The sequence below is a fragment of the Kitasatospora sp. NPDC002040 genome, assembly GCF_040296785.1.
Lineage (GTDB): Bacteria > Actinomycetota > Actinomycetes > Streptomycetales > Streptomycetaceae > Kitasatospora.
Map to the genome: position 1 here is coordinate 262,348 of NZ_JBEOXV010000002.1, position 18,479 is coordinate 280,826.

Sequence of the window (18,479 nt, forward strand, 5' to 3'; positions counted from 1 at the left end):
CCGCGTCACCACCCCCCGAGTCGCGGTACCGGCACTGGGCCTGACACCCGTGCCGGTACCGCCCCACCAGCAAGGAGCCCGAGCCCATGGCCCTACCGGCCACCGCCGCCCGCCACGTACGCAGCCGGTCCAGACCCTCCGGCCGCCTGGGCCGGCTCGACCGGATGGTCTCGCCCTACCTGTACGTCGCGCCGTTCTTCCTGGTCTTCGCCGTCTTCGGCCTGTTCCCGCTGCTCTACACCGGGTACGTCTCGATGACCGGGTGGCGGGCGGACGTCCCCGGCAGCGAGGACCTGTGGGTCGGCCTGGACAACTACCGCAAGCTGCTCGACGACCCGTTCTTCCGCAACGCGCTCTGGAACACCCTGGGCATCGGCGTGCTGGCCACCCTCCCCCAGCTGCTCTTCGCGCTCGGCCTGGCCCACCTGCTCAACCACCGGCTGCGCGGCCGCACCCTGCTCCGGCTCGGCGTCCTGCTGCCGAACGTCACCTCGGTCGCCGCCGTCACCCTGATCTTCGTCCAACTCTTCGGCCGCGACTTCGGTTTGATCAACTGGACGCTGGGTCTGTTCGGCCTGGACCGGATCGACTGGCAGGCCGGCACGCTCTCCTCCTGGACCGCCATCGCCACCATCGTGACCTGGCGCTGGACCGGCTACAACGCGCTGATCTACCTGGCCGCCATGCAGTCGGTGCCGTACGAGCTGTACGAGGCCGCCGCCCTGGACGGGGCCAGCCGCTGGCGGCAGTTCCGCTCCATCACCGTCCCGATGCTGCGGCCCACCATCCTCTTCACGGTGATCGTCTCCACCATCGGGGCGCTCCAGCTGTTCGGCGAGCCGATGCTGTTCAGCCAGCAGCAGGACCCGACCAGCGGCGGCTCGCAGCACCAGTTCCAGACCCTGGCGCTGTACTCCTACAGCCAGTTCTGGGGCCGGTTCAAGTACGGCTACGGCGCCGCCGTCTCCTGGGCGATGTTCCTGATCATCGTGGCGATCGTCGCCGTCAACCTGCTCGCCGCCCGCCGCCTGAGAGGGGTCGACGCCGAATGATGCGCACCGCCCGCAACCGTCAACTCGGCGCCGGGGCCGGGGTGTACGTCACCCTGGTGGTGGCCGTGCTGCTCTCCGTCTTCCCGCTCTACTGGACCGTGGTCGGCGCCTCCCGGAGCAACACCGAGATCAACTCGGTGCCCCCGGTGCTGCTGCCCGGCGCCAACCTGTTCCGCAACATCGCCCGGGCCTTCGAGCAGACCGACATGGGCCTGGCCCTGGCCAACTCGCTGCTGGTCTCCGGCACCGTGACCGTCTGCGTGGTGCTCACCTCCACGCTGGCCGGCTTCGCCTTCGCCAAACTCCGCTTCCCCGGCCGCAGTCCGCTGCTGGCCGCCGTGGTGGCGACCATGATGGTGCCGACCCAGCTCGGGATCATCCCGCTCTACATCATGATGGCCAACTGGTTCCACTGGGCCGACCACCTGCAGGCGCTGATCGTGCCCGCCGTCGCCAACGCGTTCGGGCTGTTCTTCATGCGGCAGTACCTGCTCGGCGCCGTCCCGGACGAGCTCCTGGACGCGGCCCGGATCGACGGCTGCCGCACCTTCGGCCTGTTCCGGCACGTGGTGCTGCCCGCCGCCCGGCCCGCGATGGCCGTGCTCGGCATGCTGACCTTCATGGCCACCTGGAACGACTTCTACTGGCCCACGGTCGTGATGACCCAGCAGAACCCGACCATCCAGCTCACCCTCTCCGAACTCGCCAGCGGCTACCTGCGGGACTACTCCCTCGTCCTCACCGGCGCGCTGGTCGCCAGCCTCCCCGTCATCGCGGCCTTCCTGGTGATGGGCCGTCACATCATCGACGGAATCATGCAGGGAGCCATGAAGGGATGACCGACATCGACCGCCTGACCGCCGGCCTCGACCTCAAGCAGAAGGTCCGCCTGATCTCCGGCGGCGGCACCTTCCGCACCAGCCCCGAACCCGACCTCGGGCTCGGCCCGCTGGTCACCTCGGACGGCCCGGTGGGCGTCCGGGGCGAGCGCTGGGACGAGGCCGACACCGCGCTCCTGCTGCCCTCCGCCACCGCCCTGGCCGCCAGTTGGGACGAGGAGCTGGTGACCGAGCTCGGCGCGCTGCTGGCCGCCGAGGCCACCCGCAAGGGCGTCCACCTGCTGCTCGCCCCCACCCTCAACCTGCACCGCTCCCCGCTCGGCGGCCGGCACTTCGAGTGCTTCTCCGAGGACCCGCTGCTCACCGGCCGGATCGGCGCCGCCTACGTCCGGGGCGTGCAGAGCGGCGGGGTGGCCGCCACCGCCAAGCACTACGTCGCCAACGACTCCGAGACCGAACGCCTCACCCTGGACGCGGTGGTGGACGAACGCACCCTGCGCGAGGTCTACCTGGCGCCGTTCGAGGCGGTGGTCGGGGCCGGGGTGTGGGCGGTGATGTCCGCCTACAACCGGGTCAACGGCGAGTCGATGAGCGAGAGTCCGCTGCTCACCGAGCCGCTCAAGGGCGAGTGGGGCTTCGACGGCCTGGTGGTCTCCGACTGGGGCGCGGTGCGCTCCACCGAGGGGCCGGGCGGCTCCGGAATGGACCTCGCCATGCCCGGGCCGAACGAGCACTGGGGCGAACGGCTGGTCGCCGCGGTCGAGTCGGGCCTGGTGCCGGAGGAGCTGATCGACGACAAGGTCCGCCGCTACCTCCGGCTCGCCCATCGGGTCGGCGCGTTCGACCCCTCCCCCGCACCGACCGCCACCCCGACCGACCCGGCCACCCGGGGCCTGCTCCGCCGGGCCGCCCGGGCCGGCGCGGTGCTGCTCCGGAACGAGGGCGGGCTGCTCCCGCTGGACCCGGCCCGGCTGCGGCGGATCGCCGTGCTCGGCCCGAACGCGGCCACCGCCCGGGCCCAGGGCGGCGGCAGCGCCGGGGTCTTCCCGGTCGCCACCGTCTCCCCGCTGGCCGGGCTGCGCGCCGCCTTGCCGCCCGAGGTGGAGCTCTCGCACCTGCCCGGCGTCCGCACCGGGACCCGGCCGACCCCGCTGGAGTCGGCCCACTGCCGGAACCCCCGCACCGGTGAACCCGGCCTGCTGGTGCGCTACCTGGACGCCTCCGGACGCGAGCTGCACCTGGAGCACCGGCTCAGCGGCCGGGTGCTCGAACCCTCCGTCACCACCGACCTGACCGAGGCCCGTACGGTCGAGATCAGCACCGTGTTCCGCCCGCCGGTGGACGGCCGCTGGCGGCTCGGCGTGATCGGCCTCGGCCGGATCCTGCTGCGGGCCGACGGGCGGACCCTGGTCGACGAGTACGTCGTCCCCGAGTCGGACGACCCGACCTATCTGCACGTCTCCCCGTCGTACCGTCAGGTGGAACTGGAGCTGGCGGCGGGCCGCGAGGTGACCCTGCTGGCCCGGCGCACGGTCGAGGCCGAGCACGGCCGGGCGCTCAGCCTGGCGGCCGACCCGCCCGGCGGCCCCGAACTCGCGGCGGCGGTCGAACTGGCCCGCGCGGCGGACGCGGTGGTGGTCGTGGTCGGCACCACGGACGAGTACGAGTCCGAGGGCTTCGACCGCCCCGATCTGCGGCTCCCGGGCGAGCAGGACGCCCTGGTGGCGGCCGTGGCCGCCGCCAACCCGGCCACCGTGGTGGTGGTCAACTCCGGTGGCCCGGTGCTGATGCCGTGGCGCGAGCAGGTCCCCGCGGTCCTGCTGAGCTGGTTCCCCGGGCAGGAGGGCGGCGACGCCCTGGCCGAGCTGCTGCTCGGCCTGGCCGAGCCCGGCGGACGGCTGCCCACCACCTGGCCGGACCGCGAGGCCGACGTCCCGGTGCTCGACACCCGCCCGGTCGACGGGGTGCTCGCCTACCGCGAGGGCCTGGACGTCGGCCATCGCGGCTGGCTCCGGACCGGGGCCGAGCCCGCGTACTGGTTCGGCCACGGGCTCGGCTACAGCAGCTGGGCGTACCTGGGTCTGGAGCTGCCCCAACAGGTCGTCCCCGGCGCGGAGTTCACCGCCCGGGTGACGGTGCGCAACACCGGGCCGCGCCGGTCCCGCGAGGTGGTTCAGCTCTACCTGGCCCGGCCGGGGAGCGCGCTGGACCGGCCGGTGCGCTGGCTGGCCGGCTTCGCCGCCGTGACGGCGGAGCCGGGCGAGCGGGTCGAGGTGACGGTACTGGTGGCCGCCCGGGCGGTGCAGCACTGGTCGGTGGACGAGCGCGCCTGGGCCACCGAGCCGGGTGCCTTCACCGCACTGGTCGGCCCGTCCGCCGGGGAACTGCCGCTCTCGGGCGAGCTGTTCGTCGGCTGACCCGGGGGGCGGGCGTCCCGGCCGGACGCCCGCCCCCTCCCCCCTCCAGTGCTACCCGGCGTCCCGGTCGCGCCAGCTGGAGCGGACCAGCTCCCGTTCGGCGGCGGTGAGTTGGACCGCCGCCGCCAGCCAGGCCGCCGCGTAGTCGTCGGCCCGGCCGTCCCCCTCCAGCCGGCCGAACACGTCCCGGCCGCGCCGGTCCGCCTCGGCGGCCAGCGCGGTGAGCAGGCGGGCCGCCGTGTGGAAACCGGTCCGGACCAGGGTGGCCGCATCGGTCCGGGCCCCGCCGGTGCGGGCGGACTCCGCGACCGCGCGGCGCCCGCCCGCCACCCCGAGCTCGACCAGACGCCGGACCCGCCAGAGCGGCGAGTCGACCAGCGGGTCGGTCCCGGGCACCGAACGGACCGACTCCCCCGTGGCGGGCGGGAAATGGGCCCCGAGCAGCAGGTCGTACCCGAGGTCGGCCCGGCCCTGCCAGGCGGCGGGCAGCCGCAGCGTGGTGTCGGAGCCGGGCACCGGGCCGACGGCGAGCACCCGCAGGGTGGCCGCCCGGTCGGGGTCGATCCGGCCCAGTACCCGCAGCAGCGTGCCCGGCTGCCCGGCCAGCCGGCCCAGGTTGGCAGTGTGGGCGAGCTCCGGGTGGCCGTGGGCGGCGGCCAGCCGGATCAGCGGGCCGCGGGCCGACTGCTCGGCGTCGATCTCGCGGGCCAGCACGGTGTCCCCGTCCGCACCGAGCACCACCAGGTCACAGCCGACCGGCTGCTGCAGCGCGCCCTCGTCCCCGGGGTCGGCCAGCGGGCCCTCACCGAGCCGTTCGGCGGCGGCCCGGGCCAGCGGGCGGGCGAACAGGGCGGCCAACGGGCCCTCCGTCCACGGCAGTCCGGGCACCGGATTGGCCCGTACGCCCCGGCCGGAGCCGAGCCGGCCGTCGGCCGAGACCGTCGCGCCGGAGACCAGCAGCCCGCCGCGCGAGAGCCGTTCGTGGTCCAGCGCGGCGGCCCCGACCGCGACCGGTGCGGTGCCCGCCCCCCGGGCCCGGGCCGGGCCGCCCGGACGGACGTCGGCGACCGAGAACCACCCGCCGTCCTGGTCCACCAGGTGGGTGACCACGCCGCCGTACCCGGTGGAGGTCAGCACCGGCTCCCGGAACACCCCGTGCACCCGCAGCGCGCCGCCCGGCCGGTAGGCGCGGCGGGCGGTGCCGAGCAGGGCCGCGTCGCCGCGTCCGGTGCGCACCAGGGCGGTGGTGAGCAGGAGTTCGCGCAGGGCGGCGGTCAGGTCGGCCAGCCGGTGGCCGTCCCGCCGGGCCCGGGCGCTGCGCAGGCCGCGGACCACGCGCAGGGCGGCGGCCTCGGCCCGGTGCAGGTCGGCCAGGCGGGCGGTGTGGGCGGCGCGCAGCAGTTCGGCCTGCGGGACGGCCCCGGCGGCGGGCAGGCCGGCCGCGAGCACCGCCGCAGCGGCGGTCCACAGTGCCTCGGCGGCGGCGACCTGCGCCGCCGTGGCCGCGGCCGGCAGCTCGGGCTCGACCGGCACCGGTTCCGGCTCCGGTGCGACGGCGTCCACGGCATCGACGGCATCAGCAGCGGCGACCGTGGAGGGGTCGGCGAGCGGGCAGCAGTGCAGCAGCGCGGCCCGGTGCAGGCAGCGCGGTGCCAGCAGGCAGCTGCACTGCGCGTGCCCCTCCTCCGCCAGCACGCCGTCCGGCCCGGGGGCCAGGGTCACCACGGTGTCCTCGCCGCACCGGACGGTCAGCCCCGCCCCGGCCGCCTCGACGGGCAGCGCGGCGTACTGCTCGACTGCGGCGTCCAGCTTCTTGCGCAGCCGGGAGGTCAGCCCCTCCACGGCCGTGGCGAGCAGCTCGGGGGCGACGGGCGGCAGGGCGGGTGCGCCGGGGTCGGGGCTCATCGGTTCTCTCCGCGCAGTCGGTCGCCGACCCAGCGGGCCAGGGCGAGAGGGCTGAGCGCGGCCACCGGCATGCCGGCGCCCACGAGTTGCTTGGCGACGGGTACGGAGTAGCGCGGGTTCCCGGTGTCGTCCAGGGCCGCGCAGCCCATCAGGTGCACCCCGGCCGAGGCGAGCGCCCTGACCTCGGCGAGCAGGCCGCCGAGCGGTGCGCCCTCCTCGAAGTCGCTGACCACCACGACCAGGGTGCGGCTCGGCACGGTGACCAGGGAGCGCGCGTGCGCGAGCGCCTTGGCGATGTGCGTACCGCCGCCGACCCGGACCTCCAGCAGCAGCGAGAGCGGGTCCGCGACCCGGTCGGTCAGGTCGGCGATCTCGGTGGAGAACGCCAGGAAGTGCGTGGACAGCGTCGGTACGCCGCCGAGCACGGCCGCCGTGAGGGCGGACCAGATGACGGAGGCCTCCATCGAGCCGGAGACGTCGACCACCAGGACCAGCCGCCAGTCGGCCTCCTTGCGGGCGCGGGTGCTGAAGACGGGGTTCTCGGGCACCACGACCGTACGGCCGTCCGGCAGCCGCCGGGTGTGCGCGAGGTTGGCGCGCAGCGTGCGCGGCAGGTCGAGCCGGCCGCCGGGGCGGCGGGTGGGGCGCGGGGTGGCCAGGCCGCTGAGCGCGGGGCGCAGCCGGGTGGCGAGCTCGCGGGCGAGTTCGTCGACCAGGCGGCGGACCAACGGCCGCAGCGTGGCCAGGCGTTGCTCGGGCAGGCCGCCGGCCAGGTTGAGCACCGAGGTGAGCAGCTCGACCGAGGGGCGGACGGAGGCCGGGTCGAGTTCGGCCAGCACGTCGGCGCGGCCGGCCTCGGCGGCGCTGCCGAGCACCTCCTCGCGGACCTCCGCGCCGAACAGCGCCTCCAACTCCTCGGCCCAGTCCCGGGCGGAGGGGAAGGACGCCTGCTGCCCGCCGGGGCCGCTCGACAGGTCGGCGGAGCCTTCGCCCCGACCCGCTCCGTAGAGCTCGTCCAGAGCCTGCGCGTAGCGGCGGGCGCCGGCCGGCAGCCGCTCGGGCTCCCGGCCGAGCAGCAGGCGCCAGCGGTCGGCCGGAGCCAGCTCTCCTGCCGCCTTTGCCGCAAGCGAAACTGACGCTTGGTCGGCTGACAGGTCGACAGCGGGTGCGCCGGAGCCGCCGAGGCCGAGCGCGGCCAGGGCGGCGGCGGCCGCCGAGTCCGCCGCGGTCCAGAGCGCGAGCAGCTCGGGCGGTGCGGTCAGGGTGAGGTCGGGCCGCTCGCCGAGCTGCTCGGTGACGGTCTCCAGCAGCCGCCCGCGCCCGGCCGGGCTGAGCGCGTCGAAGCCGGCCCGCAGGGCGGGCAGCCGGTCGAGGAAGCCCTGGTCGGGCAGCCCGTCGATCCGGGCCAGCAGCGGGGCGAGCGCGGTGGGCGCGTACTGCAGCAGCGGGCCGCCGGCCGTGAGCAGGCCGGTGAGGTGCCGGGCCAGGCGGCGGCGGGCGTCGGGGTGGGTGGCGGTGTCGACCCAGCCGGCGGCGCGGGTGCCGAGCTGCTCGGGGTCGTCCAGGTCGAGCAGCACCCGGGCGGCCAGCGCGGCGCCCTGGACCAGCGGGGAGCCGGTCCGGGCGAGCGTGCCGAGGGCGTCGTCCATCCGCAGGCCGAGGCGGTGTTCGCCGGCCCGGGTGGCGAGGGCGACCAGGGCGGCGGCGTCGGCCGGGTCCTCACTGCCGGAGAGTCCGGGCAGGCCCCGGACGGCGGCGTCGAGCAGCACCACGGCCAGGGCGGCGGCCTGGTCGCGGCCGGTCTCGGTGGTGCCGGGGAGGTGCCCCCGGCGCAGGGCCTCCAACAGGTCGAGGGCGGTGAGCAGTTCGGGCAGGGTGGCGGCGGCGGGCAGCAACTCGGCGGCGTCGGTGAGGCGTTCGCCGACCAGGCCGGGCAGGTCGCAGGCGGCTGCGGCGCGCAGCCCGTCCAGCAGCTGGGTGCAGCTCGGGCCGCCGTCGGCGGTCTCCAGCCGGGTGCGTTCGCGCAGGGTGCCGGTGGCGGCGAGCTCGGCGGTGACGCCCCGGACGCCCGCCAGGTCGAGCCGGGCCGCGACGGACGGGGTCCAGGCGAGCCGCCAGCGGGTGGTGAGCGCGGAGGCGTCGCCGGTGCCGGCGACCTGGACGGGTTCGCCGTAGCCGACGCCGCACAGGGCGAGGCGTTGCAGCAGGGTCTCGCGCCGCCGGTCCAGCGGGGAGCGGAGCGGGTCGAGCCGGAGCTCGCGCGAGTCCGGGTCCTCGGGGGCGGGCAGGCGGAGCTCGGCGAGCTCCGCCTCCACGGACGGGCCGAGGCCCGAGCGGGGGGTGCCGGGCGCGGTCCGGCCCCGGTCGGTGCCGACCAGCACCGTCTCCAGCGCGCGGGCCAACGCCCGCCCCCGGCCCAGGGGTTCGCCCTGGCCCAGCACGGATGTCACGGCCTCCAGCAGCTCGCCCCGGCCGGGCGCGGGCAGGGCCCGCAGCCGGGCGAGGTCCCCGGCCAGCCGCAGCGTCTCGGCGGCCTCGCCGGTACCGGCCGGGTGACCGGCGGCGCGCAGCTCGCGGCAGACGTCGGTGATCGCGCGGGCGGCGGCGGCCTGCACCAGCTCGGGGTCGCCGCCCGCTTCGAGCACGGACTGCTGCCAGCGCGGGTCGCGGATACCGGCGGGGTAGCCGGAGCGGGCGTCCAGCAGGCCGAAGGTGTACGGCACCAGCGAGGTGGTCACCTCCCCCTCGGGCGCCGCCTCGGCCGGGTCGTTAGTCGGGTCGTCGGTCAGGTCGTCGGCCGGGGCCGTCAGGGCGGGCCCGTGGAAGGCGCCGACCAGGACGGCGACCCGCCGCCCGTCCGCACCGGCCCGGGCGATCACCCGCCGCATGTGCGCCTCCCGGGCCAGGTCGACCGCCGGGACGCCGCCGCGCTCGGCGGTGTCCCGGCGCAGCGCCCAGCCGACCGCGAGCGCGGCCCGCCGGACCGCCTCCGGGGTGCTGCCGGGCGCGCGGACCTCGACCGCGCGGTCCCAGAGGTCGTCGCCGTCCCGACCGGTGCCGGCGGCGGTGAGACCGTCGGCGTAGGACTGCCGGGCTGACCCGCCGTCAGCGGACCCTCCGTCAGGGGACCCGGCGACGGCGTCCCAGCCGGGGTGCCCCATCGGCAGGTCGCAGCAGAGCACCTCGACGCCGTGCTCGCGGGCCCAGCGCAGCGCGGCCAGCTCCGGGGAGAAGTCCGCGAACGGGTAGAAGCCGAGCCGCCCGTCCGCACCGGCCCCGGCGAGCGCCACCGGCGCCAGCGTGCCGGGGTCGGCGAGGTACGGCAGCCAGGACCGGAAGTCGGCCGGCAGCTCGATGCAGAGCACCTGCGGGTCGGCCGCCGCCAGCAGTGCGGGCACCACGGCGGCCAGGGCCGGGCTGTGGTGCCGGACGCCGATCAGGTACGGGCCGGCCGGGTCGGCGAGCTGCGCCACGGCCTCGCGGGGGTCGACCAGGGCCGTGGTCATCGCAGGTTCTCCCGCAGGTCCCAGAGGCGGCGCCACAGGGCGGAGCCGTCCTCGGCGCGGCGGCGGACCGGGCCGTCCCAGTAGCCCAGCAGCCGGGCGTGGTCGGCCGGGTCGTCCTTGCGGACGGCGCCGAGCAGGTGACCGGGCATCAGGTCGAGCGCGTCGCCGCCCGCCCCGGTCAGGTAGGCGCGGGCCAGTCCGAGCGAGGCGGCGACGTGCACGGCCTCGGCGGTGGACATCACGGTGCCGGGGCGCTCGACGTCCCAGCCCTCGGCGGAGCGGCCGGTGCGCAGGTCGCGGAAGACCGTCACCAGGGCGTCCAGGACGGCGTCGTCGACCCCGAACGCGGCGCCCGCGCGCTGGACCGCGGCGGTGGCCTGGCCGCGGACCAGCTCGGTCTCGGCGGCGGCGTCGGCGATCGGGTGGACGGTCTCGAAGTTGAACCGCCGCTTGAGCGCGGCGGACATCTCCGAGACGCCCCGGTCGCGCAGGTTGGCGGTGGCGATGACGGTGAAGCCGGGTGCGGCGGGCGCGGTGGCGTCCGGGGTGCCGGCCAGCTCGGGGATGCTGACCCGGCGGTCGGAGAGGATCGACACCAGGGCGTCCTGCACCTCGGGCAGGCAGCGGGTGACCTCCTCGATCCGGGCCACCCGGCCGCTGCGCATCGCGGTCAGCACCGGCGAGGCGACCAGGGCCTGCGGGGTCGGGCCCTGGGCGAGCAGCAGCGCGTAGTTCCAGCCGTAGCGGAAGGCGTCCTCGGTGGTGCCCGCCGTGCCCTGCACGGTGAGTTCGCTGGTGCCGCTGACGGCGGCCGCGAGCAGTTCGGAGAGCATCGACTTGGCGGTGCCGGGCTCGCCGACGAGGAGCAGCCCGCGCTCACCGGCCAGCGTCACCACGCAGCGCTCGACCAGGGCCCGCTCGCCGACGAACTTCGGCGGGACGACCAGCTTGGCGGGCAGGTCGCCGGCCTTGCGGCGGGCCGGGGTGAGGGTCAGCGCCTCGCCCGCACTGCCGCAGACGAAGGTGACGACGGCGTTCGGGGTGAGCGCCCAGCCGGGCGGGCGGGGGCCGTCGTCGTGGGCGGCCAGGAAGGCGAGCTCGGCGGCGTACCGCTCCTCGGCGGGCAGGATCTGCCGGGCCTGGGTGGTGGTGCTGGTCATGGGGTTCCTCAGGAGATGGGGGGGGTGAGCCGGGGTGCGCGGGGCACCCCGGCTGATGAACGGTCAGCGGCGGCGGCCGCGCCTGACCTTGAGCTCCTCGAAGCGCGGCAGGTCGCCGTCGGCCAGCCGCTGCATGGCCCGCCGGAACAGCGCGGTGACCGGCTCGGCCGGGACGACGGTGCCCAGCGGCGTCCCGTCGGCGCCGAACTCGCCGAGCAGCGGCAGCTTCCAGGTCTCCAGCGGCAGGTGCGGCGAGCGCAGCTCGGTCCAGCCGCCGGGCAGGAAGAGCGAGCGCCCGGCCCGGGTCCGGGCGGCCGACACCACCAGGTCACCGGCGGCGAGTTCGGCCCGGGCGGCCTTGAGCCGGGCCGGCCGCCAGCCGGTCCAGCGGGCGGTGTTGCGGTCGGTCGGGTCGGGCAGGGCCAGCAGCATCAGGTAGAGCGCGGCGGCGTCCGCGCCCAGGCCGTGTTGGGCCGACACCTCGGCGACCAGGTCGGGCACGGACCGGGTCGGGTCCTGCGGCCACCAGGTCCCGTCCGGGCCGCGCTCACCGGCGGCGGGCTCGCCCGGGTCGGCGAGCAGCTCGGCGAAGGCGTCCGAGGCGGCGACCCGCAGTGCGGCCTCGGCCGGGAAGGGTTCGCCGTCGTTGGTGCGCAGCGCGGTCAGGTACGGGTCCTGGCCGGCCGGGTCCAGCAGGCTGGTGCGGATGCCGGGCGCGGGCTGGTCGTCGTGGGTGGCCATCAGCACGGCGCCGTACCGCTCGTAGCCCTCGCCGGTCTCGGTCGGGGCCCCGGCCGCCTTGCGGAAGGCGGGCAGGTTGACGTAGCGGCCCAGGTCGAGGATCAGCCCGGGGTGCGCCAGCCGGGCCCGGACGGCCGCCAGGGCGGCGGGGAGCGCGGCCCGCAGCGGGTCGCCCGCCGGGAGGCGGTGCGCCAGCCAGGCGGTGGTGGCGATCGCGCCGGTCAGGGTGGTGGCGGTGAAGCCGGCCTGCTGGTCGTCGGCCGGGACGCAGCGGTCGCCGCGCACCGTCCAGGCGAGGTCCCGGGTGAGCTCGGGTGCCGCCGCCGGGTCGAGCACGGCCGCGACCGCCCGGTTGACCGTCCAGGGCGTGCGCAGGGCCCGGACCGCCTCGCCGAGCAGGGCCTCGGGGACGGCGACCCGGCGGCCGACGGTCTCGTTCCACAGCGCTGCGGCTGACGCCACGTCAGGTCCCTGCTCCCACAGGGCGGCCGGGTCGGCCGGGATCAGGGCGGCCAGCAGACGGCGCCTGGTCGCGGCGGGCAGGCCGCGCAGCTCGTCCCGGGCGACGGCGGCCTCCGCCACCTTCAGCCCGAGTGCGGTGCGGACCTCGGTGGGCAGGAAGTTGCGGTCGTGGTCGTCGATGCCCGGCAGTCCGGCGGTGACCAGCGCGGCCATGGTGGCGGTGACGCCGGTGAGTTCGGCGAACCGCTCCGGTGCGGTGGGCTGCCAGGGCGCCGGGCCGCGTTCGGCCGCCTCGGCGAGCAGGGCGGCCGACCGGCCGGTGGCGCGGTCACCGGTGCCGCTGTCGTCGCTCGGGGTGCCGAGAGGCGCGAGCGTGCGCAGGGTGTACGGCGCGGGCGGCTCGAACCGGCCCGACGGGTCGTGGAACAGCGCGGTCGACACGGTGTCGCCGTCGTCCGCCGAGTGGGAGTCGGTGAAGAGCAGGAACGCGCCCCCGCCCAGCGTCAGCAGGGCGTCCTCGTTGCCGCTGCGGTGGGTGCCGTCCGGGTTGAGCAGGTGACGGCCCGCCAGGTCCAGCACGGCCTGGCGCCAGTGCGGGGAGCCTTCGCCGAGGCCGAGTCCGTCCAGGCGCTGCGCGAACCAGGCCAGCGGCTGCCGCTGCTCCGCCGGGACGATCCCGGTCGCGGCGCGCAGCGCGGCTGCCTCGGCCAGGTCGGCGAACGCGGCCCAGGCGATCCTGGTCCAGGGCAGCTCGGTGCCGTCCACGTGCAGACCGCCCGCTGCGTCCTCGGACTCGGCGGCGGTCGTGAGGAAGTCCAACTGCCCGGCGATGTAACGGGTGTTGGCCAGGCCCCAGCGGCCGTTCAGGGCGCCGGTGCCGCTGAGGGCGGTGTCGAGTTCCTCGTCGGTCGGGCCGGTCGGCTCTGCCCGGCCCGCTCCGCCCGCGAGCTCCTCGGTGAGCCGGGTGGCCACCTGGTCCAGCACGGTCTGCTGGGCGGCGGCGTAGCGCAGCACGCCGGCCAGGCCGGTCAGCAGCGCCCGGTCGGTGATCTCGGGGAGCAGGGCCGCGACGGCGGCGGTCAGCTCCTCGGGCCGCTGCGGGTCGGCGGCGACCCCGGCCTTGAGCAGCGCGGCGGCCGTGTCGGCGGACAGCCGGCGCAGCGCGAGCGAGCCCGCCAGGTCGCGGGGGCGCAGGCAGTGCCAGTAGCGCATCGGCGGCAGGAGCGCCGTGCCCTCGGCGAACTGGCCGGGGAGGGCGTCGGTGCGGGCCTCGGCGGTGAGGGTGCCGTCGGCGTCGTACAGGGCGACCCGGTAGCTGCCCACCACCACGGCGGTCGGGCGGTCGGCGCCGGGGAAGACCAGCAGCCGGTTCGGCCGGTCGGTGCCGGCCGGGACGGTGACGCTGCGGCCGGCCAGGTCCTGGCCGCGCAGGGTGCCGTCGGGCAGTTTGACGGTGCGCCAGCCGAGCACCCCGCCGACCGGTGCCCCGGCCGGGGAGTCGACGGCGTCGGGGGCGGGCATGACCCAGCCGCCCTCGAAGGTGCTGCCGGCCGGGGCGTCGCGCAGCGCGTCGGCGAGGAAGGCGGGCAGTGAGGCCCGGCCGGTGGTGCCGGTCGCCGGGTCGTACTCCAGCCAGGTCCACGGGTCCTCGCCGCCCGGGTCGGCCCAGATCCAGAACGAGCTGCCGTCGCCGATGACCTGCCGCTCGCCGGGCAGCGCGGTGTCGCCCGCGTGCACGACGCCCTCGCCGGTGGTCCGGCCGCCGCCGGCCAGCGGGAGGCCGAAGCTGCGCAGCGAGCCCAGCCAGTAGGCGCGCATGCCGCGGGTGCCGGAGCCCTCCGGCATGGTGAAGGTGCGGTCGGGGGCGGTGTGCCAGTAGGCGGTGGTGCGGTGCTGGTTGGCCCGTGAGTTCCACTGGACCAGCAGCGAACCGTCGACGTGCAGGAAGCCGAGGTCGGTGCCGCTGCTGTCGCCGGCCGGGATCCGCAGGTCGTGGGTGAGGACGGTGCCCTCGGCGCCGATCACCCGGGCCTGCGCGGGGCCGGCCGCGATCAGGTTGGGCCAGGCGTCGGCGACCACGAGGTTCTCGATGTCCTTGCGGGGTACCAGGGTTGAGGTGGCCTCGTCCCAGGCGGGCCAGCCCAGCTCGTCCAGCACACCGCCGCGCAGCGCACGGGCGAGGGTCTCCGACAGGTCGAAGCCGGCCGCCGCGCGGACCTCCTGCTCGGCCAGCGCCAGCACCTCGCCGGGCAGCCAGCGCAGCCGGGCCAGCGCGGTGGGCAGGCCGGGCAGGCCGGCCGCCGCCGAGGCTCCGGCGACCTCGGTCATCCACTCGGCCAGCATCGGGCGGCCGCCCGGGGAGCGGGCCAGCACGCCGAGGGCGGTCCGGCCCTCCTGGTCGTCGGTGATCCGGTCGGCGCCGCGCCGGAAGGCGGGCCTGAACCGGGGGTCGGCCTCGACCGCGAGCAGGTCGCGGCGTCCCTCCTCGTCCTGGGCCCAGCGCTCCAGGCCGAGCGCGGCGTTCTCGCCGGGGTCCGCCACCGGCAGGCCGAGCGTGAGCAGCTGGTCGAGCAGGTCGACGTCGGTCTCGACCATCGGCAACGTGGCTCCGGAGAGCGCGAGTTCGGCCCGCAGCCGGTCGGCGATCCGCTCCACCAGCGGGTACAGGGCGGCGATCCGCACCGGGCGCCGCCAGCCCTGCCCGCGCCAGGTGGAGAACCGGCCGAACCAGCCCACGGTGCCGTCGGCGGGCCGCTGGTCCGCCGGCAGCTCGCCGTCGTACAGACCCGCGTCCGCGCCGGACTCGGTGAGGATCTCCAGCCACAGGCCGGGGAGTTCGCGGTCGTCACCGGTCGGCATCAGGTCGAGCAGCTGCCCCCGGACGCCGGCGTCGCGCCGGGCCAGCGAGATCAGGGCCGCCCGGTGGCTCTTCCACCAGCCGCCCGCCGCCCGCAAGGTGGCGGGCAGGGTGAGGAGTTCGGCCAGGTACGCGCCTTCGGCGGTGTCCGGGTCGCTGCCGGCCGCCCGGGCCAGCTTGCGCAGGTCGGTCGCCATCTGGGCGGAGGGCTGCAGCCCTCCTGCGGTGCGGCGCACGCAGAGCAGCCGGAACCGGTCGAACGCCTCCTGGGCCGGCACCCGCGCGGCCAGCTCCTTGCCGTACCCGCTCAGCACCTTGACGGGCAGGGCGCCCGCGAGGGCGAACTCCAGGAACACCGCGTCCAGGCGGTCCTCGTCGAGCGCCAGGCCGTGCTGCGCCTCCGCGCGGCGGGCCTTGGCGAACAGCTGCGCGCCGTAGGTGGCGTTCTCCAGGCCGAGGAAGACCCGGCCGGCCTGCTCGTAGTAGGTCGGCAGGAAGTGCGGGACGGCGGCGGCGAGCCGTCCGGCCAGCTCCTGGTACGCGTCCAGGGCGGCCTTCGGCTTGGACTTCGCCTGCCGGGCGATCCGCTCCAGCTCGGGCATGATGCCGAGCGCGTGGTGGCCGTCCGCCGGGTGGTGCGCGAGCACCCACTCGGGGAAGCCGAGCGACTGGCGCAGGCCGAGGCCGACCTCGACCGGCTCGCCGTCCGGCTCCAGGCCGAGGTAGCCGGCCGCGAGGTCCTCGGCGGCGCCGAGCTCGCCGGGGACCAGCCGCACCACCACCCGGCCGTCCAGGCCGGGGTGGCGGTAGCCGCGCGCGGTGAGCGCCACCGCGCGCTCGCCCGCGCCCTCGGTGCCGGGCGGCAGCACCGCTCCGGCCAGCAGCAGTTGGGCCGCCTGGTGCTCCGTCATCGCCTTCGCTTCCCCTGTGCTCGTCGTGTCTGCCGTGGTCGTGGTGGTGGTGCTCATGCGTCCTTGCCCTCCTCGACCGTGCGCCCGGCGTACAGCGCCGCGGCCATCCGCATGCCCTCGGACCAGGCCACCGGGCCCACCGTGCGGAGCGCGATCGCCCGGCCGTCCTGGTCGTGCCAGCTCAGCCCGCCGGTCTCGGAGTCGCCGTCCCAGTACGGTTCGCCGATCCACACGTTCGGCTCGACGGTGGTCCCGCCGTCGCGCACCCGGGAGGTCGCGTAGCCGCCGGAGACCCGGTAGCCGAGCGAGGAGGCGCGGGCGGCGAGGCCGAACCGGGAGGGGAACCGGCCGCCGGCGAAGTCCCGTACCTCGGTGGCGTTCTCCGCCAGGTCGGCGGGCCGCAGCCAGGTGGCCCGGTGGATCTGCTCGACGCCCTGGACCACGCCGAGTTCGGCCGCGAACTCGCGCAGGTCGTCGAGCTCGGGCAGCAGCACCGGGTGCGGGAAGGTCACCGTGGCGGGCGAGATCCGGACCGTCTCGCCGTCCAGGTCGACCAGCCGGAGTTCACCCTCGGGGGTGACGTCCCGGAGGAAGCCGGCCTCCTCCGGGTCCTCGCCGACCACCACCAGGTCGCGCAGTGCGGCCTGCCACGCCTCGTCCGGCCAGACCCGGGCCAGCAGGCCGGTCGGCACGGGCAGCGAGGAGACCATCCAGCCGTCGACCTGGGCCACGCAGGACGCGGCGTGGCGGTCCAGCCACTCGGCGAACCGGCGCAGCCGGTCCGTCTCGGGGTGCTCGCGCACCGCCTTCGGCAGCGTCTTCAACTGCCGCCCGCCGGAGCGCCCACCCGTCGAGCGGGCCGTCACCCTGCCCTCCACCAGGGCAACTTCATATCCTTCGCCCGCCGCCAGCCAACCCATCGGTCCCCACCTCGGTCTCGTGCCAAGTCGTCAAAAACCACCGCAGAGACGGAGGGAGTCGGACACTCCGTGCGGCGATGCGGAAAAGCTAGCGCCCCGCGCGGACAATCCGCCGCGCGGGGCACCCGTCACGGAGCGGGGTCGCACCTGGTCCCGGCCCGCCTCGGCGGTCATCCGCTGACGAACCATCATCCGGGTGCACCGAACCACCGCCCCGGTCGCCGACGGACCGGCCGCCAAGGCGCGCCAGAGGGCACAACGGATCGGCGCGGCGGGCGGGTTCGGGGCGGCGCGAGGGGCGGCGAAGCGGTCAGGCGTCGACCGCCGGGAGCGGCTTCACCCAGCGGGTCCACTGGGCCTCCGGCCGATAGCCGGCCGCCCGCCAGGCGCGCTGCCCGAGCTCGTTGCGGTCGAGCACCATGGCGTCGATCCGCCGGGCGCCGAGAGCGGCGAAGCGGACCTCGGCGGCGGCCAGCAGCGCGGCGCCGATGCCCTGGCGGCGCTGCGCCGGGTCGACCGCGAGGCGGTAGAGGCTCGCCCGCCAGCCGTCCCAACCGGTGATCAGGGTGCCCACCACCGCACCGTCGCGTTCGGCGACCAGCAGCGCCTCGGGGTCCCGCGCCAACAGCCGGGCCACCCCGGCGGGGTCGTCGCTGATGCTCGTCCCCTCGGCGGCACCGGCCCAGAAGGCCAACAGCCCGGGGATCTCGGCAGGGACAGCGGGACGGATCGCGATATCGGTCATGGCGCCCTGTCTAGCAGGGACGTCACCCGGCGGACGAGACAATTCCGGCCGGCGGGACGGCCTGCTGGCGGCTGACGCGAACAGGTGCACCCCGACGATCGGGCGGTGCTCAGTCCGTGTCCGGTCCGGTCCGCCACGCGAGGCGGAGCTGCTCTGCGGCAGCCGCGGCTTGGCGAAGGCCCGCCTGGTAGGCGGGTTCCCAGGCCGTCCGGTCGTTCAGGTTCGAGCCGAATGCGCGTATTGATTCCGGATCGGGCTCGACGGTCACCACGGTGCGTGCGCCGGCGGCCGCCAGTTCCTGGTGGAGCAACTCGCGGGGAAACAGGTGCGCCTGCGGGTCGATCACGACGAGCGTGCGGGCTCCGGCCGCGAGTGCGGCGTTGGTCGCCGAGCGCAGGGAACCGTCCATGTATCGGCGGCCGTTGATGGTGATCGGTGGGTAGATCCCCGGGAAGGCCGTGCTTGCCGCCACGGCGCAGGCCAGCGGTGCGCCACTGGTGCGGTCGAAGACCTTCTGCTCGCCCGTCTCGGCGTCCGTCGCGGTGATGAGCAGCTTCCGGTCCGGCCATTGGTCGGTGCCGGCCATGGCGCGCATCCGGACGACATGTGCCTGCTCGGGGCCGGTTTCGGCGGCGAGCGCGATCTGACCCACTCGGCGCCAGGCCTCGGCCGGGTTCGAGGCGGCAGTGCCGAGCACCGCGAACGCCTCACCCAGCCGGCGCCCGTCCACCTGGGGCGGGGTGCTGTTGCTGTCGGCAGGGCGCACCGGGGTGGCGAGTCGGCCGGGGTCCTGACCGGTGGCCAGCACTGCGCCGATGATCGCACCGGTCGACGTGCCGACGATCAGATCGGCCTCGCCGAGATCCACTCCCCCACGGCGCAGTCCGCACGCCAGTCCGGCCATCCAGGCCGCACCAACGGGACCTCCGGCGCCCAGCGCGAGTGCGCGGTCAAGTGTGTGCAT

At 76.3% G+C, this 18,479-nt stretch carries 10 protein-coding genes; 3 read left to right on the forward strand and 7 right to left on the reverse strand.

Features of this window, described 5'->3' with window-relative positions:
• Window positions 1–86: 86 nt before the first annotated feature.
• Genes ABT118_RS06595 through ABT118_RS06605 form a run of 3 tightly spaced genes read left to right on the forward strand, consistent with a single transcriptional unit; the run spans window position 87 to window position 4,308 of the window.
• Window positions 87–1,052 (forward strand): carbohydrate ABC transporter permease, encoded by a 966-nt coding sequence (locus ABT118_RS06595; protein ID WP_502884491.1) that lies wholly within the window; start codon window positions 87–89, stop codon window positions 1,050–1,052.
• The gene (locus ABT118_RS06600; protein ID WP_350645383.1) at window positions 1,049–1,891 is read left to right on the forward strand and encodes a carbohydrate ABC transporter permease; all 843 of its coding nucleotides are present in this window, start codon (window positions 1,049–1,051) and stop codon (window positions 1,889–1,891) included. The genes ABT118_RS06595 and ABT118_RS06600 overlap by 4 nt, the downstream gene beginning before the upstream one ends.
• Window positions 1,888–4,308 (forward strand): glycoside hydrolase family 3 C-terminal domain-containing protein, encoded by a 2,421-nt coding sequence (locus ABT118_RS06605; protein ID WP_350645385.1) that lies wholly within the window; start codon window positions 1,888–1,890, stop codon window positions 4,306–4,308. The genes ABT118_RS06600 and ABT118_RS06605 overlap by 4 nt, the downstream gene beginning before the upstream one ends.
• Window positions 4,309–4,359: 51 nt before the next feature.
• Here the strand turns inward: ABT118_RS06605 and ABT118_RS06610 are convergent, their stop codons facing one another.
• The 7 genes from ABT118_RS06610 to ABT118_RS06640 all read right to left on the reverse strand — a co-directional run bounded on the left by ABT118_RS06610 (window position 4,360) and on the right by ABT118_RS06640 (window position 18,479).
• Window positions 4,360–6,213: a hypothetical protein gene (locus ABT118_RS06610; protein WP_350645387.1), complete on the reverse strand. Its 1,854-nt coding sequence runs from the start codon at window positions 6,211–6,213 to the stop codon at window positions 4,360–4,362.
• Window positions 6,210–9,719, reverse strand: coding sequence for a DUF5682 family protein (locus ABT118_RS06615; protein ID WP_350645389.1), 3,510 nt, complete (start codon window positions 9,717–9,719; stop codon window positions 6,210–6,212). Before ABT118_RS06615 ends, ABT118_RS06610 begins: the two co-directional genes overlap by 4 nt.
• Window positions 9,716–10,879 (reverse strand): ATP-binding protein, encoded by a 1,164-nt coding sequence (locus ABT118_RS06620; RefSeq protein ID WP_350645391.1) that lies wholly within the window; start codon window positions 10,877–10,879, stop codon window positions 9,716–9,718. The genes ABT118_RS06615 and ABT118_RS06620 overlap by 4 nt, the downstream gene beginning before the upstream one ends.
• 63 nt (window positions 10,880–10,942) lie before the next feature.
• The gene (locus tag ABT118_RS06625) at window positions 10,943–15,850 is read right to left on the reverse strand and encodes a DNA-binding protein (protein ID WP_350645393.1); all 4,908 of its coding nucleotides are present in this window, start codon (window positions 15,848–15,850) and stop codon (window positions 10,943–10,945) included.
• 53 nt (window positions 15,851–15,903) lie between these two features.
• A complete protein-coding gene (locus ABT118_RS06630) occupies window positions 15,904–16,770 on the reverse strand; it encodes a DUF4132 domain-containing protein (protein WP_350645395.1) in 867 nt (288 codons plus the stop codon).
• 310 nt (window positions 16,771–17,080) lie between these two features.
• Complete coding sequence (locus ABT118_RS06635; RefSeq protein ID WP_350645397.1) at window positions 17,081–17,515, reverse strand: GNAT family N-acetyltransferase; 435 nt, start codon at window positions 17,513–17,515, stop codon at window positions 17,081–17,083.
• A gap of 109 nt (window positions 17,516–17,624) precedes the next feature.
• Window positions 17,625–18,479 carry a patatin-like phospholipase family protein gene (locus tag ABT118_RS06640; RefSeq protein WP_350645399.1) on the reverse strand — a complete coding sequence of 285 codons (855 nt, stop codon included), beginning with the start codon at window positions 18,477–18,479 and terminating at the stop codon, window positions 17,625–17,627.

Coding starts and splice junctions, on each gene's coding strand:
- ABT118_RS06595 (WP_502884491.1), top strand. CDS start 87: ATGGCCCTACCGGCCACCGCCGCCCGCCACGTACGCAGCCGGTCCAGA.
- ABT118_RS06600 (WP_350645383.1), top strand. CDS start 1,049: ATGATGCGCACCGCCCGCAACCGTCAACTCGGCGCCGGGGCCGGGGTG.
- ABT118_RS06605 (WP_350645385.1), top strand. CDS start 1,888: ATGACCGACATCGACCGCCTGACCGCCGGCCTCGACCTCAAGCAGAAG.
- ABT118_RS06610 (WP_350645387.1), bottom strand. CDS start 6,213: ATGAGCCCCGACCCCGGCGCACCCGCCCTGCCGCCCGTCGCCCCCGAG.
- ABT118_RS06615 (WP_350645389.1), bottom strand. CDS start 9,719: ATGACCACGGCCCTGGTCGACCCCCGCGAGGCCGTGGCGCAGCTCGCC.
- ABT118_RS06620 (WP_350645391.1), bottom strand. CDS start 10,879: ATGACCAGCACCACCACCCAGGCCCGGCAGATCCTGCCCGCCGAGGAG.
- ABT118_RS06625 (WP_350645393.1), bottom strand. CDS start 15,850: ATGACGGAGCACCAGGCGGCCCAACTGCTGCTGGCCGGAGCGGTGCTG.
- ABT118_RS06630 (WP_350645395.1), bottom strand. CDS start 16,770: ATGGGTTGGCTGGCGGCGGGCGAAGGATATGAAGTTGCCCTGGTGGAG.
- ABT118_RS06635 (WP_350645397.1), bottom strand. CDS start 17,515: ATGACCGATATCGCGATCCGTCCCGCTGTCCCTGCCGAGATCCCCGGG.
- ABT118_RS06640 (WP_350645399.1), bottom strand. CDS start 18,479: ATGCACACACTTGACCGCGCACTCGCGCTGGGCGCCGGAGGTCCCGTT.